The organism is Pseudomonas sp. TE36184, from assembly GCF_054060055.1.
In genome coordinates this window covers 1,192,192-1,211,255 of sequence record NZ_JBSSCU010000001.1, presented here as the reverse complement: position 1 = coordinate 1,211,255, position 19,064 = coordinate 1,192,192, and the positions used below count along the sequence as shown (strand labels likewise).

Here is a 19,064-nt window from a genome sequence, read left to right as displayed (position 1 = left end):
CAAAGAGCAGGAGGGGCACATTGTTGGCAATCGGCTTAGTTATGCAATAGTGTGGGGGGGGCTTAAAAACCTGGGAGTGGTGCTCGTAGGCCAGTAAGGCCCTTTCTAGCGAGCGATTAGCAGCTGATTATGGATCGAGCTGCTGGGTTCGCGCTCGGCGCTAGCAGCTTATTGAACGAGCCCCATGAAAGACAGGACACCGTTTCCCCCTTATGATAAGGGATAGGCAAACGGTTATGTTTATGACTAACAGCAACGATAAGAGTGGTGAGCTTTTGGGTCAGGAGCGGCGGCGCCGCTGGAGCCCGGAGCAAAAACTGGCCATGGTTCGCGAGAGCCTTGAGCCAGGGCAAAGTGTGTCGGTCGTCGCTCGGCGCAACGGCATCAATGCCAACCAGTTATTCCTGTGGCGCAAGCTGTATCAGGACGGCAGCCTGTCGGCGGTCAGTGCTGGCGAAGCCGTGGTGCCGGCCTCCGAGCTGAACGATGCGCTCAAGCAGATCCGTGAACTAACGGATGCTGGGCAAGAAAACGATGGAAACCGAAATCCTCAAAGAGGCCGTGGAGATTGCCCGGTCGCGAAAATGGATTGCACACTCACCCTTGTTGCCGGGGGACGACCAGTGAAGCGGGTCAGCGAATGTCTCGGTGTGGCGCGCTCGCAATTAACGGTTCGAATCAAGCAATCGGTATCGCCCAAGACACGGCGAAGCAGACCTGTGGGCGACGCTGAGTTGGTGGTTGAAATCCAACAGCAGGTCAGCGAGTTGCCCAGCTATGGCTACCGTCGTGTCTGGGGATTACTGCGTCGGGAACGTGAAACCCATTCGCTGCCGGCGATCAATGTGAAGCGGGTTTACCGGGTCATGCGTGATCACAACTTGCTGCTGGAGCGTCGACTCAAACAGCCCGGCGTGCCGCGTCGGCACGAAGGCCGTATTGCCGTGAAAACCAGCGATACGCGTTGGTGCTCGGACGGCTTTGAGTTCCGCTGCGAGGATGGCGCCAAACTGAGCGTGACCTTCGCCCTCGATTGCTGTGATCGCGAAGCCATCGGCTGGGTGGCAAGCCCGACCGGGTACAGCGGCGATGATATCCGCGACTTGATGCTGGAAAGCGTGGAGAAGCGCTTCGGTGATCAATTGCCCACCACGCCGGTGCAATGGCTAAGCGACAACGGCTCGGCGTACACCGCCGAACAGACACGCCTGTTTGCTCGACAGATCGGCTTGCCGCCGGTGACCACGCCAGTTCGCAGCCCGCAGAGCAACGGGATGGCGGAGAGCTTCGTGAAGACGATCAAGCGTGACTACGTGGCGCACATGCCCAAACCGGATCGGGAAACGGTGTTGCGTAACCTGGCAATTGCCTTCGAACATTACAACGAGCAGCATCCGCACAGCGCTTTGAACTATCGCTCGCCGAGGGAGTTCAGGCGCTTGGTGGCAGCATCAATTTAACAGGGAGTTGGTGTCCGGTTTTGTAGGGGCAAGTCCACCGCGGAGTCCAAAAAATAAAAGTAACCGCCGTACCTCTTATTTATGGGTGAAACCGGAGATCTGCAGTCACCATGATCGGAAGGTTGCTATGCGGAATCGCCGCAGCGACCTGAACTAATCGTGCTTTGGGTGACCGCCCGGTTAGCTGTACGAGCTCTTGCGTGATACTCGACAAAAAGTTGCCTTCTGCCCCATCCAGTCCGATGGCTTTGGTTAAGGTGGTCTTCGGCAAGGAAGGTTTCATCGTGGAGGGTTCGAAAACCTCACTGTCATTCTTTGTCACGAGGTACTCATAATCGATTCCGGACACTGAGACATCCATGAGTTTCAGTTCCGGTGTCATGGGTTGAAAGCTAGAGGGATCCACAAGGTGCCTGTCGCTGCGCACGACCACCCATGCCGTGGGGTGCGGAGGGGTTGGTGAGTATGTTTTTACGACGAGTCTATCCGGCTGCACGTCGAATGTATCAAAATTCAAGGCTTTGCCTTTGTCGTTCATCAGCACCTGGACCTGCGTCCCCGACACCTGGGCGCATAGAACGATTTCGATAAGATCGTTTTTAATCTTCACTTGCGTCAATGGGATTAGGTCCGCGCTCACTAGTGTCTCGATATGTGTTACTGGATTGTGTACTCGAAACACGCTGGACGATTCAAGCTTTGCCTGAGTAATCTCTTGATCTGCATACCGAAAATTTTCCGGATTCTTTTTGTTCCACGCCTCGACCTCGCTACGGATGCTGGCCTCATCCAATGCAACAGGAGTCGGATTCGTCGCGTCAGCCTGAGCCAGTGGTTTGCCATTGACGCCTACAACCAAGCCCTTGGTCTTCGCTGTTTGCGTCATTAGCAGGATCTTCGTCCCTTCAGCAAAGTCTGTGCCATCCCTCTTTGCCAGCTTGCCCGTCAGCCGGTTCATGTATACCTGCTGCATATCGGTCGTCTGGTAATTCGACGAAATATCATAATCAGTCATTTTTTGTTTCAATGACTCAGACAGCTCCAGTTGCCCGTTTCTGATCGTAGCTTCGCCCGACACCTGTTCGTTGCTACCTAATTTATGGACAGCCACCGTCACCAGTGTACCGTCAGGTAACGGAGTCCTGTATCTATCCATAAGTTTTTGATTTGGTGCGTCGTAGACCTTCGCCGCATCCCCTGTCTTATTTGTAATGGTAATGTCATGCCGCTCAAGCGCGGGAAGAACTAAACTGAGTAATTCTGAAACCGTTAAAATATTGCTAGCATCTGGATCGCGAAGAAGCACTCTCTCTTTCGGGGCAAGGGCATCTACTGCTGCAAGTACCGCCACCCGAGCCTCCAATTCGTTGTAAGTAGACGGGTTCATATGCAACCTCTCTACCACAGAGGGGGCCATTAAGCGCATTGCGTAGTCGGCGCTGTGTTCAAGAACTCTACGCACGCCGTCGCTAGTCGCCGTCCCCAAATTAGAGCCTCTCGAGTCCAGCACAAGGCGGCCAGCTCCGAATAGGTAACTATTAAAAGATTGAAGATCAAATACGGCATGACCTGTGACTAAATTAACATGGCCGAGCTTGATGCTGCGTCCGCCGACGACGACACAATAAAAATCGCCGTTTGAGCGCAGAACTAAGTCAGCCTCACTCACAGTGTTGGTACCATGATCGACCGACAGGCCGCCAATTTCGAGCGTTTGTGTGCTCATAGTATATTTCCTTACCATGAAGTTGATATGCGTCCAGCGAGACCTTAAATGTCATCTTCTCTGGTTGTCAGAGGGGGCCTGCTGCCTGGTGGTGATTTGCCGATTGTGGGATTGTCAAGGTCTTCGCAAGAACTTCAAAAACACTAGCGCTGACCTTGGCGCTTTCTGCGCCCCGTCGTACCTCCTGCCCTAGGCAGGTCTGAGGGCTGTAAGTAATCATAAAAGAAGGTGCTGCAAATTTTTGGTGCGCTAGATTCCTCCTCCCCCTTCGGCCAATCGGCTTTGTGGTATCAGTTTGGATCGTCTTTTTAATTTTAATATAGGGGGTAAAGTTCGTTTTGCAAGAATCTTTAGGTGAGTTTGACGTTTTTTGGTGGGTGGCTATGCTGCCGCCGCAATGTCCGATGCGCCCGCAGAAATTTCCCCTCACTCCCCGGGAGGTTTCCCGCTGCAGTCCGAGGATTTTATTGCCAGTCTTTATCGAGATCGAGTTATTTCGTGTGTGGTGTGAGGGCAAGGCTTTGGATTCTCTTTATGTTCGTTTTTTTTGTCGGAGTGCTGCGAGATGGCGTGTTTTTTCGCGCCGTCTGCTCGCGCTATTGTCTCGGCTATCGCTTTCGGTGGTGGCTTTGAGTGCTGGTTCGGCGATGGCTGTCGATGGCTGGAGCGTGGTCGCCGGTCAGGCTGCCGTGATCAATGCGCCTGGCACTACCACCGTTAATCAAACATCTGACCGCGCTGCGATCAACTGGAATAACTTCAACATCGGCCAAGGCGAGAAGGTGCAGTTCAATCAGCCCGGCGCCGACTCTGCCACGCTTAATCGGGTGGTGGGTGCAGGGCGGACCACTATCGATGGAATCCTGAGCGCCAATGGTCGGGTCTTTATCGTTAACCCCAACGGCGTGGTGTTCGGTAAAGGTGCATCGGTGGACGTCGGTGCTTTGACCGCGACCACCTTGGGGATCGCCAACGAAGCCTTTATGCAGGGTGGCAACAACCTACAGTTCACCAGTACCGGCAATACAATTCCCGGATTTGTCAAGGTGGACGCCGGTGCGCAAATTACCGCCAAATCCTTTGTTGCCCTCCTGGCGGAAAACGTTGTGAGCAATGCGGGCGTTATCACCGCCGGCACCGATCCTGCAGCCAAGGAGCGCGGCATCGCAATGGTTGCGGGGGCTGCGGCCTCCACTATTCATCTGGGCGGCTTTGACGTTACCGTCGACCAGCAGTCAATGGACGCATTGGTGGCCAACTCGGGCGATCTGGTGATTGGCGAATCGATGCGCGACGGCTCCATTCTACTGAACGCGACCGGGCGCAACGCGCTGATGCGATCGTTGTTGAGCAGCTCCGGCAAGATCACCAACAACAGTCGTGGCGTTGGCAGTTCAACGACATTGACCTCCGGTGGTGGCCTCTCCCATGTCGGCGATATCCAGGCCGCCGCAGGCAAGGTGGGCATTCGCGCGCCGGAGATTGCAATCGACGGCAATGTGGCGGTGGGTGATGAAAAGACCGTGGCACCTACCGAGGTCAATATTGGTGGTGCTGGCACTGCGCATGTGACTCAAGCTGTTCGTAGTGTGATTACGGCGAATAGCCAGTCCCACGGGCAGATCAATGTCGAAGCTAGTAAGGTGCTGAAGCTGTCGGGTGGCCTGGTTGTGCCGGCGGGGGAGATTTCGCTCAAGTCGACGATATTGGATACGGGGCTTTTGGTGGCGGTTGCAGGCAAGGTTAGCCTGTCTGGTGTTGACGCGTTGACGGAGCTCCCGTTAAAAACTGCCAACGGCTTGAAGGTGTATCTCGGTAAGGATGGATATTTCTACGTAGAAGATGGGCGGCAGCTGGATGGAGCTGAGCATCTTTATGACGAAGTTGATGGCCATGATGTTGGGGTGGTAGGGAAGGAGGAATATCAGCATCCGATTCGTAGTGCGGGGGGGTTCTACAGTGCCTCCGAGATCGAAATTGGCGGCCTGTCGGTCGATCATGGTACCAACACTGTGAGTGAGGCTGACTTAGTTCTGCGCTCAAACGGCGATTTTTATTGTGTCGTCGGCGGCGGACGCAGCATCAAGCTCGGCCATGTTAATTTAGTCACAGGTCATGCCGTATTTGATCTTCAATCTTTTAATAGTTACCTATTCGGAGCTGGCCGCCTTGTGCTGGACTCGAGAGGCTCTAATTTGGGGACGGCGACTAGCGACGGCGTGCGTAGAGTTCTTGAACACAGCGCCGACTACGCAATGCGCTTAATGGCCCCCTCTGTGATAGAGAGGTTGCATATGAACCCGTCTACTTACAACGATTTGGAGGCTCGGGTGGCGGTACTTGCAGCAGTAGATGCCCTTGCCCCGAAAGAGAGAGAGCTTCTTCGCGATCCAGATGCTAGCAATATTTTAACGGTTTCAGAATTAATGCAAGTTATTCAGCCTTTGCGCGACCTTCGCGATGCGAAAAAACTGCTTAGCGAAGCGGGTGATGCTGACGAGGCTGTAAGGGCTGAGTTGGCTAAGCTTGAGTTGGCGCGGCCATCGAAGACGGTCGCTGAAGCACTGGCTGCGATCGAGGCTGCTAAGGCAAGGGTTGCTTTTCTAAAGTCGGAGCAGCCTGAAATCAAGATCGTCGGTAAGGTGGGTGATGAGGCGAAAGTCTACCGAGACCTCAACGGGAAACTGGCGGGTCAGGACGGGAAGATCCTGGCTAGCGCGCAGGTGAAGGTGAAGGGCGAGACGTATGAGGGTAAGGATAAGACGACTGCGAAAGCGGGCGTGGAAAAGGAATTTGACGGCACTGTGACTAACGGCGAGCTGGTGTTTGCTGACCAGTCAATACGTGAGCAAGCGCGTAAGGATATGGGCGGCAACATAGAGTTGCCTCATTACCTTACGGTCGATGGTCAGAAGGTGTTCCGAGATCTGCTGACAGGCAAGCTGGTTGCGAATGCGAGCGGTACGCCGCTCAATCCGAGGACGAAGGTCCTGATGGCGGGCAACTCCCCGGTTAAGGGTGTGATTGTTGATAGTTCGGGTAGCGCTCAGCGCGAGGCGGGTATTACAAACCCGACTAAGGTGGGCGGCGTCGACGACGGAGTCTACCGTAAGCATGACGTTGCGACGCATAGCGAGACGCTGGTGGACGCCAACGGAGGCGAGATCACCAGTGTCAAAACGCCGGGTGGTGATGTTATTGGTGTGGTTCCGGTGCCTTTGGATCCGACGAAGCCTTTGGGGCCGACGAAGCCTGGGTACGTGAAGCCTGGTACGAACTTGCCTTTGGATCCAACGACGGGTAAAGCGTTGGCGGGTGCGGAGCAGCCTGAAATCAAGATCGTCGGTAAGGTGGGTGATGAGGCGAAAGTCTACCGAGACCTCAACGGGAAACTGGCGGGTCAGGACGGGAAGATCCTGGCTAGCGCGCAGGTGAAGGTGAAGGGCGAGACGTATGAGGGTAAGGATAAGACGACTGCGAAAGCGGGCGTGGAAAAGGAATTTGACGGCACTGTGACTAACGGCGAGCTGGTGTTTGCTGACCAGTCAATACGTGAGCAAGCGCGTAAGGATATGGGCGGCAACATAGAGTTGCCTCATTACCTTACGGTCGATGGTCAGAAGGTGTTCCGAGATCTGCTGACAGGCAAGCTGGTTGCGAATGCGAGCGGTACGCCGCTCAATCCGAGGACGAAGGTCCTGATGGCGGGCAACTCCCCGGTTAAGGGTGTGATTGTTGATAGTTCGGGTAGCGCTCAGCGCGAGGCGGGTATTACAAACCCGACTAAGGTGGGCGGCGTCGACGACGGAGTCTACCGTAAGCATGACGTTGCGACGCATAGCGAGACGCTGGTGGACGCCAACGGAGGCGAGATCACCAGTGTCAAAACGCCGGGTGGTGATGTTATTGGTGTGGTTCCGGTGCCTTTGGATCCGACGAAGCCTTTGGGGCCGACGAAGCCTGGGTACGTGAAGCCTGGTACGAACTTGCCTTTGGATCCAACGACGGGTAAAGCGTTGGCGGGTGCGGAGCAGCCTGAAATCAAGATCGTCGGTAAGGTGGGTGATGAGGCGAAAGTCTACCGAGACCTCAACGGGAAACTGGCGGGTCAGGACGGGAAGATCCTGGCTAGCGCGCAGGTGAAGGTGAAGGGCGAGACGTATGAGGGTAAGGATAAGACGACTGCGAAAGCGGGCGTGGAAAAGGAATTTGACGGCACTGTGACTAACGGCGAGCTGGTGTTTGCTGACCAGTCAATACGTGAGCAAGCGCGTAAGGATATGGGCGGCAACATAGAGTTGCCTCATTACCTTACGGTCGATGGTCAGAAGGTGTTCCGAGATCTGCTGACAGGCAAGCTGGTTGCGAATGCGAGCGGTACGCCGCTCAATCCGAGGACGAAGGTCCTGATGGCGGGCAACTCCCCGGTTAAGGGTGTGATTGTTGATAGTTCGGGTAGCGCTCAGCGCGAGGCGGGTATTACAAACCCGACTAAGGTGGGCGGCGTCGACGACGGAGTCTACCGTAAGCATGACGTTGCGACGCATAGCGAGACGCTGGTGGACGCCAACGGAGGCGAGATCACCAGTGTCAAAACGCCGGGTGGTGATGTTATTGGTGTGGTTCCGGTGCCTTTGGATCCGACGAAGCCTTTGGATCCGACGAAGCCTTTGGGGCCGACGAAGCCTGGGTACGTGAAGCCTGGTACGAACTTGCCTTTGGATCCAACGACGGGTAAAGCGTTGGCGGGTGCGGAGCAGCCTGAAATCAAGATCGTCGGTAAGGTGGGTGATGAGGCGAAAGTCTACCGAGACCTCAACGGGAAACTGGCGGGTCAGGACGGGAAGATCCTGGCTAGCGCGCAGGTGAAGGTGAAGGGCGAGACGTATGAGGGTAAGGATAAGACGACTGCGAAAGCGGGCGTGGAAAAGGAATTTGACGGCACTGTGACTAACGGCGAGCTGGTGTTTGCTGACCAGTCAATACGTGAGCAAGCGCGTAAGGATATGGGCGGCAACATAGAGTTGCCTCATTACCTTACGGTCGATGGTCAGAAGGTGTTCCGAGATCTGCTGACAGGCAAGCTGGTTGCGAATGCGAGCGGTACGCCGCTCAATCCGAGGACGAAGGTCCTGATGGCGGGCAACTCCCCGGTTAAGGGTGTGATTGTTGATAGTTCGGGTAGCGCTCAGCGCGAGGCGGGTATTACAAACCCGACTAAGGTGGGCGGCGTCGACGACGGAGTCTACCGTAAGCATGACGTTGCGACGCATAGCGAGACGCTGGTGGACGCCAACGGAGGCGAGATCACCAGTGTCAAAACGCCGGGTGGTGATGTTATTGGTGTGGTTCCGGTGCCTTTGGATCCGACGAAGCCTTTGGGGCCGACGAAGCCTGGGTACGTGAAGCCTGGTACGAACTTGCCTTTGGATCCAACGACGGGTAAAGCGTTGGCGGGTGCGGAGCAGCCTGAAATCAAGATCGTCGGTAAGGTGGGTGATGAGGCGAAAGTCTACCGAGACCTCAACGGGAAACTGGCGGGTCAGGACGGGAAGATCCTGGCTAGCGCGCAGGTGAAGGTGAAGGGCGAGACGTATGAGGGTAAGGATAAGACGACTGCGAAAGCGGGCGTGGAAAAGGAATTTGACGGCACTGTGACTAACGGCGAGCTGGTGTTTGCTGACCAGTCAATACGTGAGCAAGCGCGTAAGGATATGGGCGGCAACATAGAGTTGCCTCATTACCTTACGGTCGATGGTCAGAAGGTGTTCCGAGATCTGCTGACAGGCAAGCTGGTTGCGAATGCGAGCGGTACGCCGCTCAATCCGAGGACGAAGGTCCTGATGGCGGGCAACTCCCCGGTTAAGGGTGTGATTGTTGATAGTTCGGGTAGCGCTCAGCGCGAGGCGGGTATTACAAACCCGACTAAGGTGGGCGGCGTCGACGACGGAGTCTACCGTAAGCATGACGTTGCGACGCATAGCGAGACGCTGGTGGACGCCAACGGAGGCGAGATCACCAGTGTCAAAACGCCGGGTGGTGATGTTATTGGTGTGGTTCCGGTGCCTTTGGATCCGACGAAGCCTTTGGATCCGACGAAGCCTTTGGGGCCGACGAAGCCTGGGTACGTGAAGCCTGGTACGAACTTGCCTTTGGATCCAACGACGGGTAAAGCGTTGGCGGGTGCGGAGCAGCCTGAAATCAAGATCGTCGGTAAGGTGGGTGATGAGGCGAAAGTCTACCGAGACCTCAACGGGAAACTGGCGGGTCAGGACGGGAAGATCCTGGCTAGCGCGCAGGTGAAGGTGAAGGGCGAGACGTATGAGGGTAAGGATAAGACGACTGCGAAAGCGGGCGTGGAAAAGGAATTTGACGGCACTGTGACTAACGGCGAGCTGGTGTTTGCTGACCAGTCAATACGTGAGCAAGCGCGTAAGGATATGGGCGGCAACATAGAGTTGCCTCATTACCTTACGGTCGATGGTCAGAAGGTGTTCCGAGATCTGCTGACAGGCAAGCTGGTTGCGAATGCGAGCGGTACGCCGCTCAATCCGAGGACGAAGGTCCTGATGGCGGGCAACTCCCCGGTTAAGGGTGTGATTGTTGATAGTTCGGGTAGCGCTCAGCGCGAGGCGGGTATTACAAACCCGACTAAGGTGGGCGGCGTCGACGACGGAGTCTACCGTAAGCATGACGTTGCGACGCATAGCGAGACGCTGGTGGACGCCAACGGAGGCGAGATCACCAGTGTCAAAACGCCGGGTGGTGATGTTATTGGTGTGGTTCCGGTGCCTTTGGATCCGACGAAGCCTTTGGGGCCGACGAAGCCTGGGTACGTGAAGCCTGGTACGAACTTGCCTTTGGATCCAACGACGGGTAAAGCGTTGGCGGGTGCGGAGCAGCCTGAAATCAAGATCGTCGGTAAGGTGGGTGATGAGGCGAAAGTCTACCGAGACCTCAACGGGAAACTGGCGGGTCAGGACGGGAAGATCCTGGCTAGCGCGCAGGTGAAGGTGAAGGGCGAGACGTATGAGGGTAAGGATAAGACGACTGCGAAAGCGGGCGTGGAAAAGGAATTTGACGGCACTGTGACTAACGGCGAGCTGGTGTTTGCTGACCAGTCAATACGTGAGCAAGCGCGTAAGGATATGGGCGGCAACATAGAGTTGCCTCATTACCTTACGGTCGATGGTCAGAAGGTGTTCCGAGATCTGCTGACAGGCAAGCTGGTTGCGAATGCGAGCGGTACGCCGCTCAATCCGAGGACGAAGGTCCTGATGGCGGGCAACTCCCCGGTTAAGGGTGTGATTGTTGATAGTTCGGGTAGCGCTCAGCGCGAGGCGGGTATTACAAACCCGACTAAGGTGGGCGGCGTCGACGACGGAGTCTACCGTAAGCATGACGTTGCGACGCATAGCGAGACGCTGGTGGACGCCAACGGAGGCGAGATCACCAGTGTCAAAACGCCGGGTGGTGATGTTATTGGTGTGGTTCCGGTGCCTTTGGATCCGACGAAGCCTTTGGGGCCGACGAAGCCTGGGTACGTGAAGCCTGGTACGAACTTGCCTTTGGATCCAACGACGGGTAAAGCGTTGGCGGGTGCGGAGCAGCCTGAAATCAAGATCGTCGGTAAGGTGGGTGATGAGGCGAAAGTCTACCGAGACCTCAACGGGAAACTGGCGGGTCAGGACGGGAAGATCCTGGCTAGCGCGCAGGTGAAGGTGAAGGGCGAGACGTATGAGGGTAAGGATAAGACGACTGCGAAAGCGGGCGTGGAAAAGGAATTTGACGGCACTGTGACTAACGGCGAGCTGGTGTTTGCTGACCAGTCAATACGTGAGCAAGCGCGTAAGGATATGGGCGGCAACATAGAGTTGCCTCATTACCTTACGGTCGATGGTCAGAAGGTGTTCCGAGATCTGCTGACAGGCAAGCTGGTTGCGAATGCGAGCGGTACGCCGCTCAATCCGAGGACGAAGGTCCTGATGGCGGGCAACTCCCCGGTTAAGGGTGTGATTGTTGATAGTTCGGGTAGCGCTCAGCGCGAGGCGGGTATTACAAACCCGACTAAGGTGGGCGGCGTCGACGACGGAGTCTACCGTAAGCATGACGTTGCGACGCATAGCGAGACGCTGGTGGACGCCAACGGAGGCGAGATCACCAGTGTCAAAACGCCGGGTGGTGATGTTATTGGTGTGGTTCCGGTGCCTTTGGATCCGACGAAGCCTTTGGATCCGACGAAGCCTTTGGGGCCGACGAAGCCTGGGTACGTGAAGCCTGGTACGAACTTGCCTTTGGATCCAACGACGGGTAAAGCGTTGGCGGGTGCGGAGCAGCCTGAAATCAAGATCGTCGGTAAGGTGGGTGATGAGGCGAAAGTCTACCGAGACCTCAACGGGAAACTGGCGGGTCAGGACGGGAAGATCCTGGCTAGCGCGCAGGTGAAGGTGAAGGGCGAGACGTATGAGGGTAAGGATAAGACGACTGCGAAAGCGGGCGTGGAAAAGGAATTTGACGGCACTGTGACTAACGGCGAGCTGGTGTTTGCTGACCAGTCAATACGTGAGCAAGCGCGTAAGGATATGGGCGGCAACATAGAGTTGCCTCATTACCTTACGGTCGATGGTCAGAAGGTGTTCCGAGATCTGCTGACAGGCAAGCTGGTTGCGAATGCGAGCGGTACGCCGCTCAATCCGAGGACGAAGGTCCTGATGGCGGGCAACTCCCCGGTTAAGGGTGTGATTGTTGATAGTTCGGGTAGCGCTCAGCGCGAGGCGGGTATTACAAACCCGACTAAGGTGGGCGGCGTCGACGACGGAGTCTACCGTAAGCATGACGTTGCGACGCATAGCGAGACGCTGGTGGACGCCAACGGAGGCGAGATCACCAGTGTCAAAACGCCGGGTGGTGATGTTATTGGTGTGGTTCCGGTGCCTTTGGATCCGACGAAGCCTTTGGATCCGACGAAGCCTTTGGGGCCGACGAAGCCTGGGTACGTGAAGCCTGGTACGAACTTGCCTTTGGATCCAACGACGGGTAAAGCGTTGGCGGGTGCGGAGCAGCCTGAAATCAAGATCGTCGGTAAGGTGGGTGATGAGGCGAAAGTCTACCGAGACCTCAACGGGAAACTGGCGGGTCAGGACGGGAAGATCCTGGCTAGCGCGCAGGTGAAGGTGAAGGGCGAGACGTATGAGGGTAAGGATAAGACGACTGCGAAAGCGGGCGTGGAAAAGGAATTTGACGGCACTGTGACTAACGGCGAGCTGGTGTTTGCTGACCAGTCAATACGTGAGCAAGCGCGTAAGGATATGGGCGGCAACATAGAGTTGCCTCATTACCTTACGGTCGATGGTCAGAAGGTGTTCCGAGATCTGCTGACAGGCAAGCTGGTTGCGAATGCGAGCGGTACGCCGCTCAATCCGAGGACGAAGGTCCTGATGGCGGGCAACTCCCCGGTTAAGGGTGTGATTGTTGATAGTTCGGGTAGCGCTCAGCGCGAGGCGGGTATTACAAACCCGACTAAGGTGGGCGGCGTCGACGACGGAGTCTACCGTAAGCATGACGTTGCGACGCATAGCGAGACGCTGGTGGACGCCAACGGAGGCGAGATCACCAGTGTCAAAACGCCGGGTGGTGATGTTATTGGTGTGGTTCCGGTGCCTTTGGATCCGACGAAGCCTTTGGATCCGACGAAGCCTTTGGGGCCGACGAAGCCTGGGTACGTGAAGCCTGGTACGAACTTGCCTTTGGATCCAACGACGGGTAAAGCGTTGGCGGGTGCGGAGCAGCCTGAAATCAAGATCGTCGGTAAGGTGGGTGATGAGGCGAAAGTCTACCGAGACCTCAACGGGAAACTGGCGGGTCAGGACGGGAAGATCCTGGCTAGCGCGCAGGTGAAGGTGAAGGGCGAGACGTATGAGGGTAAGGATAAGACGACTGCGAAAGCGGGCGTGGAAAAGGAATTTGACGGCACTGTGACTAACGGCGAGCTGGTGTTTGCTGACCAGTCAATACGTGAGCAAGCGCGTAAGGATATGGGCGGCAACATAGAGTTGCCTCATTACCTTACGGTCGATGGTCAGAAGGTGTTCCGAGATCTGCTGACAGGCAAGCTGGTTGCGAATGCGAGCGGTACGCCGCTCAATCCGAGGACGAAGGTCCTGATGGCGGGCAACTCCCCGGTTAAGGGTGTGATTGTTGATAGTTCGGGTAGCGCTCAGCGCGAGGCGGGTATTACAAACCCGACTAAGGTGGGCGGCGTCGACGACGGAGTCTACCGTAAGCATGACGTTGCGACGCATAGCGAGACGCTGGTGGACGCCAACGGAGGCGAGATCACCAGTGTCAAAACGCCGGGTGGTGATGTTATTGGTGTGGTTCCGGTGCCTTTGGATCCGACGAAGCCTTTGGGGCCGACGAAGCCTGGGTACGTGAAGCCTGGTACGAACTTGCCTTTGGATCCAACGACGGGTAAAGCGTTGGCGGGTGCGGAGCAGCCTGAAATCAAGATCGTCGGTAAGGTGGGTGATGAGGCGAAAGTCTACCGAGACCTCAACGGGAAACTGGCGGGTCAGGACGGGAAGATCCTGGCTAGCGCGCAGGTGAAGGTGAAGGGCGAGACGTATGAGGGTAAGGATAAGACGACTGCGAAAGCGGGCGTGGAAAAGGAATTTGACGGCACTGTGACTAACGGCGAGCTGGTGTTTGCTGACCAGTCAATACGTGAGCAAGCGCGTAAGGATATGGGCGGCAACATAGAGTTGCCTCATTACCTTACGGTCGATGGTCAGAAGGTGTTCCGAGATCTGCTGACAGGCAAGCTGGTTGCGAATGCGAGCGGTACGCCGCTCAATCCGAGGACGAAGGTCCTGATGGCGGGCAACTCCCCGGTTAAGGGTGTGATTGTTGATAGTTCGGGTAGCGCTCAGCGCGAGGCGGGTATTACAAACCCGACTAAGGTGGGCGGCGTCGACGACGGAGTCTACCGTAAGCATGACGTTGCGACGCATAGCGAGACGCTGGTGGACGCCAACGGAGGCGAGATCACCAGTGTCAAAACGCCGGGTGGTGATGTTATTGGTGTGGTTCCGGTGCCTTTGGATCCGACGAAGCCTTTGGATCCGACGAAGCCTTTGGGGCCGACGAAGCCTGGGTACGTGAAGCCTGGTACGAACTTGCCTTTGGATCCAACGACGGGTAAAGCGTTGGCGGGTGCGGAGCAGCCTGAAATCAAGATCGTCGGTAAGGTGGGTGATGAGGCGAAAGTCTACCGAGACCTCAACGGGAAACTGGCGGGTCAGGACGGGAAGATCCTGGCTAGCGCGCAGGTGAAGGTGAAGGGCGAGACGTATGAGGGTAAGGATAAGACGACTGCGAAAGCGGGCGTGGAAAAGGAATTTGACGGCACTGTGACTAACGGCGAGCTGGTGTTTGCTGACCAGTCAATACGTGAGCAAGCGCGTAAGGATATGGGCGGCAACATAGAGTTGCCTCATTACCTTACGGTCGATGGTCAGAAGGTGTTCCGAGATCTGCTGACAGGCAAGCTGGTTGCGAATGCGAGCGGTACGCCGCTCAATCCGAGGACGAAGGTCCTGATGGCGGGCAACTCCCCGGTTAAGGGTGTGATTGTTGATAGTTCGGGTAGCGCTCAGCGCGAGGCGGGTATTACAAACCCGACTAAGGTGGGCGGCGTCGACGACGGAGTCTACCGTAAGCATGACGTTGCGACGCATAGCGAGACGCTGGTGGACGCCAACGGAGGCGAGATCACCAGTGTCAAAACGCCGGGTGGTGATGTTATTGGTGTGGTTCCGGTGCCTTTGGATCCGACGAAGCCTTTGGATCCGACGAAGCCTTTGGGGCCGACGAAGCCTGGGTACGTGAAGCCTGGTACGAACTTGCCTTTGGATCCAACGACGGGTAAAGCGTTGGCGGGTGCGGAGCAGCCTGAAATCAAGATCGTCGGTAAGGTGGGTGATGAGGCGAAAGTCTACCGAGACCTCAACGGGAAACTGGCGGGTCAGGACGGGAAGATCCTGGCTAGCGCGCAGGTGAAGGTGAAGGGCGAGACGTATGAGGGTAAGGATAAGACGACTGCGAAAGCGGGCGTGGAAAAGGAATTTGACGGCACTGTGACTAACGGCGAGCTGGTGTTTGCTGACCAGTCAATACGTGAGCAAGCGCGTAAGGATATGGGCGGCAACATAGAGTTGCCTCATTACCTTACGGTCGATGGTCAGAAGGTGTTCCGAGATCTGCTGACAGGCAAGCTGGTTGCGAATGCGAGCGGTACGCCGCTCAATCCGAGGACGAAGGTCCTGATGGCGGGCAACTCCCCGGTTAAGGGTGTGATTGTTGATAGTTCGGGTAGCGCTCAGCGCGAGGCGGGTATTACAAACCCGACTAAGGTGGGCGGCGTCGACGACGGAGTCTACCGTAAGCATGACGTTGCGACGCATAGCGAGACGCTGGTGGACGCCAACGGAGGCGAGATCACCAGTGTCAAAACGCCGGGTGGTGATGTTATTGGTGTGGTTCCGGTGCCTTTGGATCCGACGAAGCCTTTGGGGCCGACGAAGCCTGGGTACGTGAAGCCTGGTACGAACTTGCCTTTGGATCCAACGACGGGTAAAGCGTTGGCGGGTGCGGAGCAGCCTGAAATCAAGATCGTCGGTAAGGTGGGTGATGAGGCGAAAGTCTACCGAGACCTCAACGGGAAACTGGCGGGTCAGGACGGGAAGATCCTGGCTAGCGCGCAGGTGAAGGTGAAGGGCGAGACGTATGAGGGTAAGGATAAGACGACTGCGAAAGCGGGCGTGGAAAAGGAATTTGACGGCACTGTGACTAACGGCGAGCTGGTGTTTGCTGACCAGTCAATACGTGAGCAAGCGCGTAAGGATATGGGCGGCAACATAGAGTTGCCTCATTACCTTACGGTCGATGGTCAGAAGGTGTTCCGAGATCTGCTGACAGGCAAGCTGGTTGCGAATGCGAGCGGTACGCCGCTCAATCCGAGGACGAAGGTCCTGATGGCGGGCAACTCCCCGGTTAAGGGTGTGATTGTTGATAGTTCGGGTAGCGCTCAGCGCGAGGCGGGTATTACAAACCCGACTAAGGTGGGCGGCGTCGACGACGGAGTCTACCGTAAGCATGACGTTGCGACGCATAGCGAGACGCTGGTGGACGCCAACGGAGGCGAGATCACCAGTGTCAAAACGCCGGGTGGTGATGTTATTGGTGTGGTTCCGGTGCCTTTGGATCCGACGAAGCCTTTGGATCCGACGAAGCCTTTGGGGCCGACGAAGCCTGGGTACGTGAAGCCTGGTACGAACTTGCCTTTGGATCCAACGACGGGTAAAGCGTTGGCGGGTGCGGAGCAGCCTGAAATCAAGATCGTCGGTAAGGTGGGTGATGAGGCGAAAGTCTACCGAGACCTCAACGGGAAACTGGCGGGTCAGGACGGGAAGATCCTGGCTAGCGCGCAGGTGAAGGTGAAGGGCGAGACGTATGAGGGTAAGGATAAGACGACTGCGAAAGCGGGCGTGGAAAAGGAATTTGACGGCACTGTGACTAACGGCGAGCTGGTGTTTGCTGACCAGTCAATACGTGAGCAAGCGCGTAAGGATATGGGCGGCAACATAGAGTTGCCTCATTACCTTACGGTCGATGGTCAGAAGGTGTTCCGAGATCTGCTGACAGGCAAGCTGGTTGCGAATGCGAGCGGTACGCCGCTCAATCCGAGGACGAAGGTCCTGATGGCGGGCAACTCCCCGGTTAAGGGTGTGATTGTTGATAGTTCGGGTAGCGCTCAGCGCGAGGCGGGTATTACAAACCCGACTAAGGTGGGCGGCGTCGACGACGGAGTCTACCGTAAGCATGACGTTGCGACGCATAGCGAGACGCTGGTGGACGCCAACGGAGGCGAGATCACCAGTGTCAAAACGCCGGGTGGTGATGTTATTGGTGTGGTTCCGGTGCCTTTGGATCCGACGAAGCCTTTGGATCCGACGAAGCCTTTGGGGCCGACGAAGCCTGGGTACGTGAAGCCTGGTACGAACTTGCCTTTGGATCCAACGACGGGTAAAGCGTTGGCGGGTGCGGAGCAGCCTGAAATCAAGATCGTCGGTAAGGTGGGTGATGAGGCGAAAGTCTACCGAGACCTCAACGGGAAACTGGCGGGTCAGGACGGGAAGATCCTGGCTAGCGCGCAGGTGAAGGTGAAGGGCGAGACGTATGAGGGTAAGGATAAGACGACTGCGAAAGCGGGCGTGGAAAAGGAATTTGACGGCACTGTGACTAACGGCGAGCTGGTGTTTGCTGACCAGTCAATACGTGAGCAAGCGCGTAAGGATATGGGCGGCAACATAGAGTTGCCTCATTACCTTACGGTCGATGGTCAGAAGGTGTTCCGAGATCTGCTGACAGGCAAGCTGGTTGCGAATGCGAGCGGTACGCCGCTCAATCCGAGGACGAAGGTCCTGATGGCGGGCAACTCCCCGGTTAAGGGTGTGATTGTTGATAGTTCGGGTAGCGCTCAGCGCGAGGCGGGTATTACAAACCCGACTAAGGTGGGCGGCGTCGACGACGGAGTCTACCGTAAGCATGACGTTGCGACGCATAGCGAGACGCTGGTGGACGCCAACGGAGGCGAGATCACCAGTGTCAAAACGCCGGGTGGTGATGTTATTGGTGTGGTTCCGGTGCCTTTGGATCCGACGAAGCCTTTGGATCCGACGAAGCCTTTGGGGCCGACGAAGCCTGGGTACGTGAAGCCTGGTACGAACTTGCCTTTGGATCCAACGACGGGTAAAGCGTTGGCGGGTGCGGAGCAGCCTGAAATCAAGATCGTCGGTAAGGTGGGTGATGAGGCGAAAGTCTACCGAGACCTCAACGGGAAACTGGCGGGTCAGGACGGGAAGATCCTGGCTAGCGCGCAGGTGAAGGTGAAGGGCGAGACGTATGAGGGTAAGGATAAGACGACTGCGAAAGCGGGCGTGGAAAAGGAATTTGACGGCACTGTGACTAACGGCGAGCTGGTGTTTGCTGACCAGTCAATACGTGAGCAAGCGCGTAAGGATATGGGCGGCAACATAGAGTTGCCTCATTACCTTACGGTCGATGGTCAGAAGGTGTTCCGAGATCTGCTGACAGGCAAGCTGGTTGCGAATGCGAGCGGTACGCCGCTCAATCCGAGGACGAAGGTCCTGATGGCGGGCAACTCCCCGGTTAAGGGTGTGATTGTTGATAGTTCGGGTAGCGCTCAGCGCGAGGCGGGTATTACAAACCCGACTAAGGTGGGCGGCGTCGACGACGGAGTCTACCGTAAGCATGACGTTGCGACGCATAGCGAGACGCTGGTGGACGCCAACGGAGGCGAGATCACCAGTGTCAAAACGCCGGGTGGTGATGTTATTGGTGTGGTTCCGGTGCCTTTGGATCCGACGAAGCCTTTGGGGCCGACGAAGCCTGGGTACGTGAAGCCTGGTACGAACTTGCCTTTGGATCCAACGACGGGTAAAGCGTTGGCGGGTGCTGAGCAGCCTGAAATTCTTGTGGCTCCGGGGATCTCTTACCTGTCCCGTGAGGTACAAAAGCTTTCAGCCGAGGCGCCTGATTTGGAAATCGAGTTTGTGAATGACGAAGACATTGTGGTGAGTCGAAACGGTACCCCGAAGGTATCCCTTCACGTACGAGCTATTGACGGCAGCCCGGTGTATTACAAACGCGATGGATCGTTTACAACGGATATTCATGGGGGCCGTCTACCAAGTGGAGTGGTGCTGATGAACGACCGGGGTATAGTGGTTGACGAAAGGGGCCATCCGTCCGATAGCCTGCAGCAAAGTCAATAAGCTCTATATAGCCCTTCGCGAGAA

Annotated in this window: 3 protein-coding genes; 2 read left to right on the top strand and 1 reads right to left on the bottom strand. The window is 56.4% G+C overall.

Going from position 1 to position 19,064, the window contains the following annotated elements; translation table 11 throughout:
* The first annotated feature begins 242 nt into the window (after window positions 1-242).
* Window positions 243-1,460: an IS3 family transposase gene (locus tag ACVWZP_RS05405; protein WP_457369489.1), complete on the top strand. Its 1,218-nt coding sequence runs from the start codon at window positions 243-245 to the stop codon at window positions 1,458-1,460.
* A 79-nt stretch (window positions 1,461-1,539) separates the two neighbouring features.
* Here ACVWZP_RS05405 and ACVWZP_RS05400 read toward each other — a convergent pair whose 3' ends face one another.
* Window positions 1,540-3,186 carry a hypothetical protein gene (locus tag ACVWZP_RS05400; RefSeq protein ID WP_457369488.1) on the bottom strand — a complete coding sequence of 549 codons (1,647 nt, stop codon included), beginning with the start codon at window positions 3,184-3,186 and terminating at the stop codon, window positions 1,540-1,542.
* Window positions 3,187-3,569: 383 nt separating this feature from the next.
* Here ACVWZP_RS05400 and ACVWZP_RS05395 point away from each other — a divergent pair, with 383 nt between their 5' ends.
* Entirely contained in the window at window positions 3,570-19,040 is a 15,471-nt protein-coding gene (locus tag ACVWZP_RS05395; protein ID WP_457369487.1) for a two-partner secretion domain-containing protein, read from the top strand.
* Window positions 19,041-19,064: the final 24 nt, after the last annotated feature.

Bases quoted from the DNA above. Each gene is read 5' to 3' on its own strand.
- ACVWZP_RS05405 (WP_457369489.1), top strand. From the start codon at position 243: ATGACTAACAGCAACGATAAGAGTGGTGAGCTTTTGGGTCAGGAGCGG.
- ACVWZP_RS05395 (WP_457369487.1), top strand. From the start codon at position 3,570: ATGCTGCCGCCGCAATGTCCGATGCGCCCGCAGAAATTTCCCCTCACT.
- ACVWZP_RS05400 (WP_457369488.1), bottom strand. From the start codon at position 3,186: ATGAGCACACAAACGCTCGAAATTGGCGGCCTGTCGGTCGATCATGGT.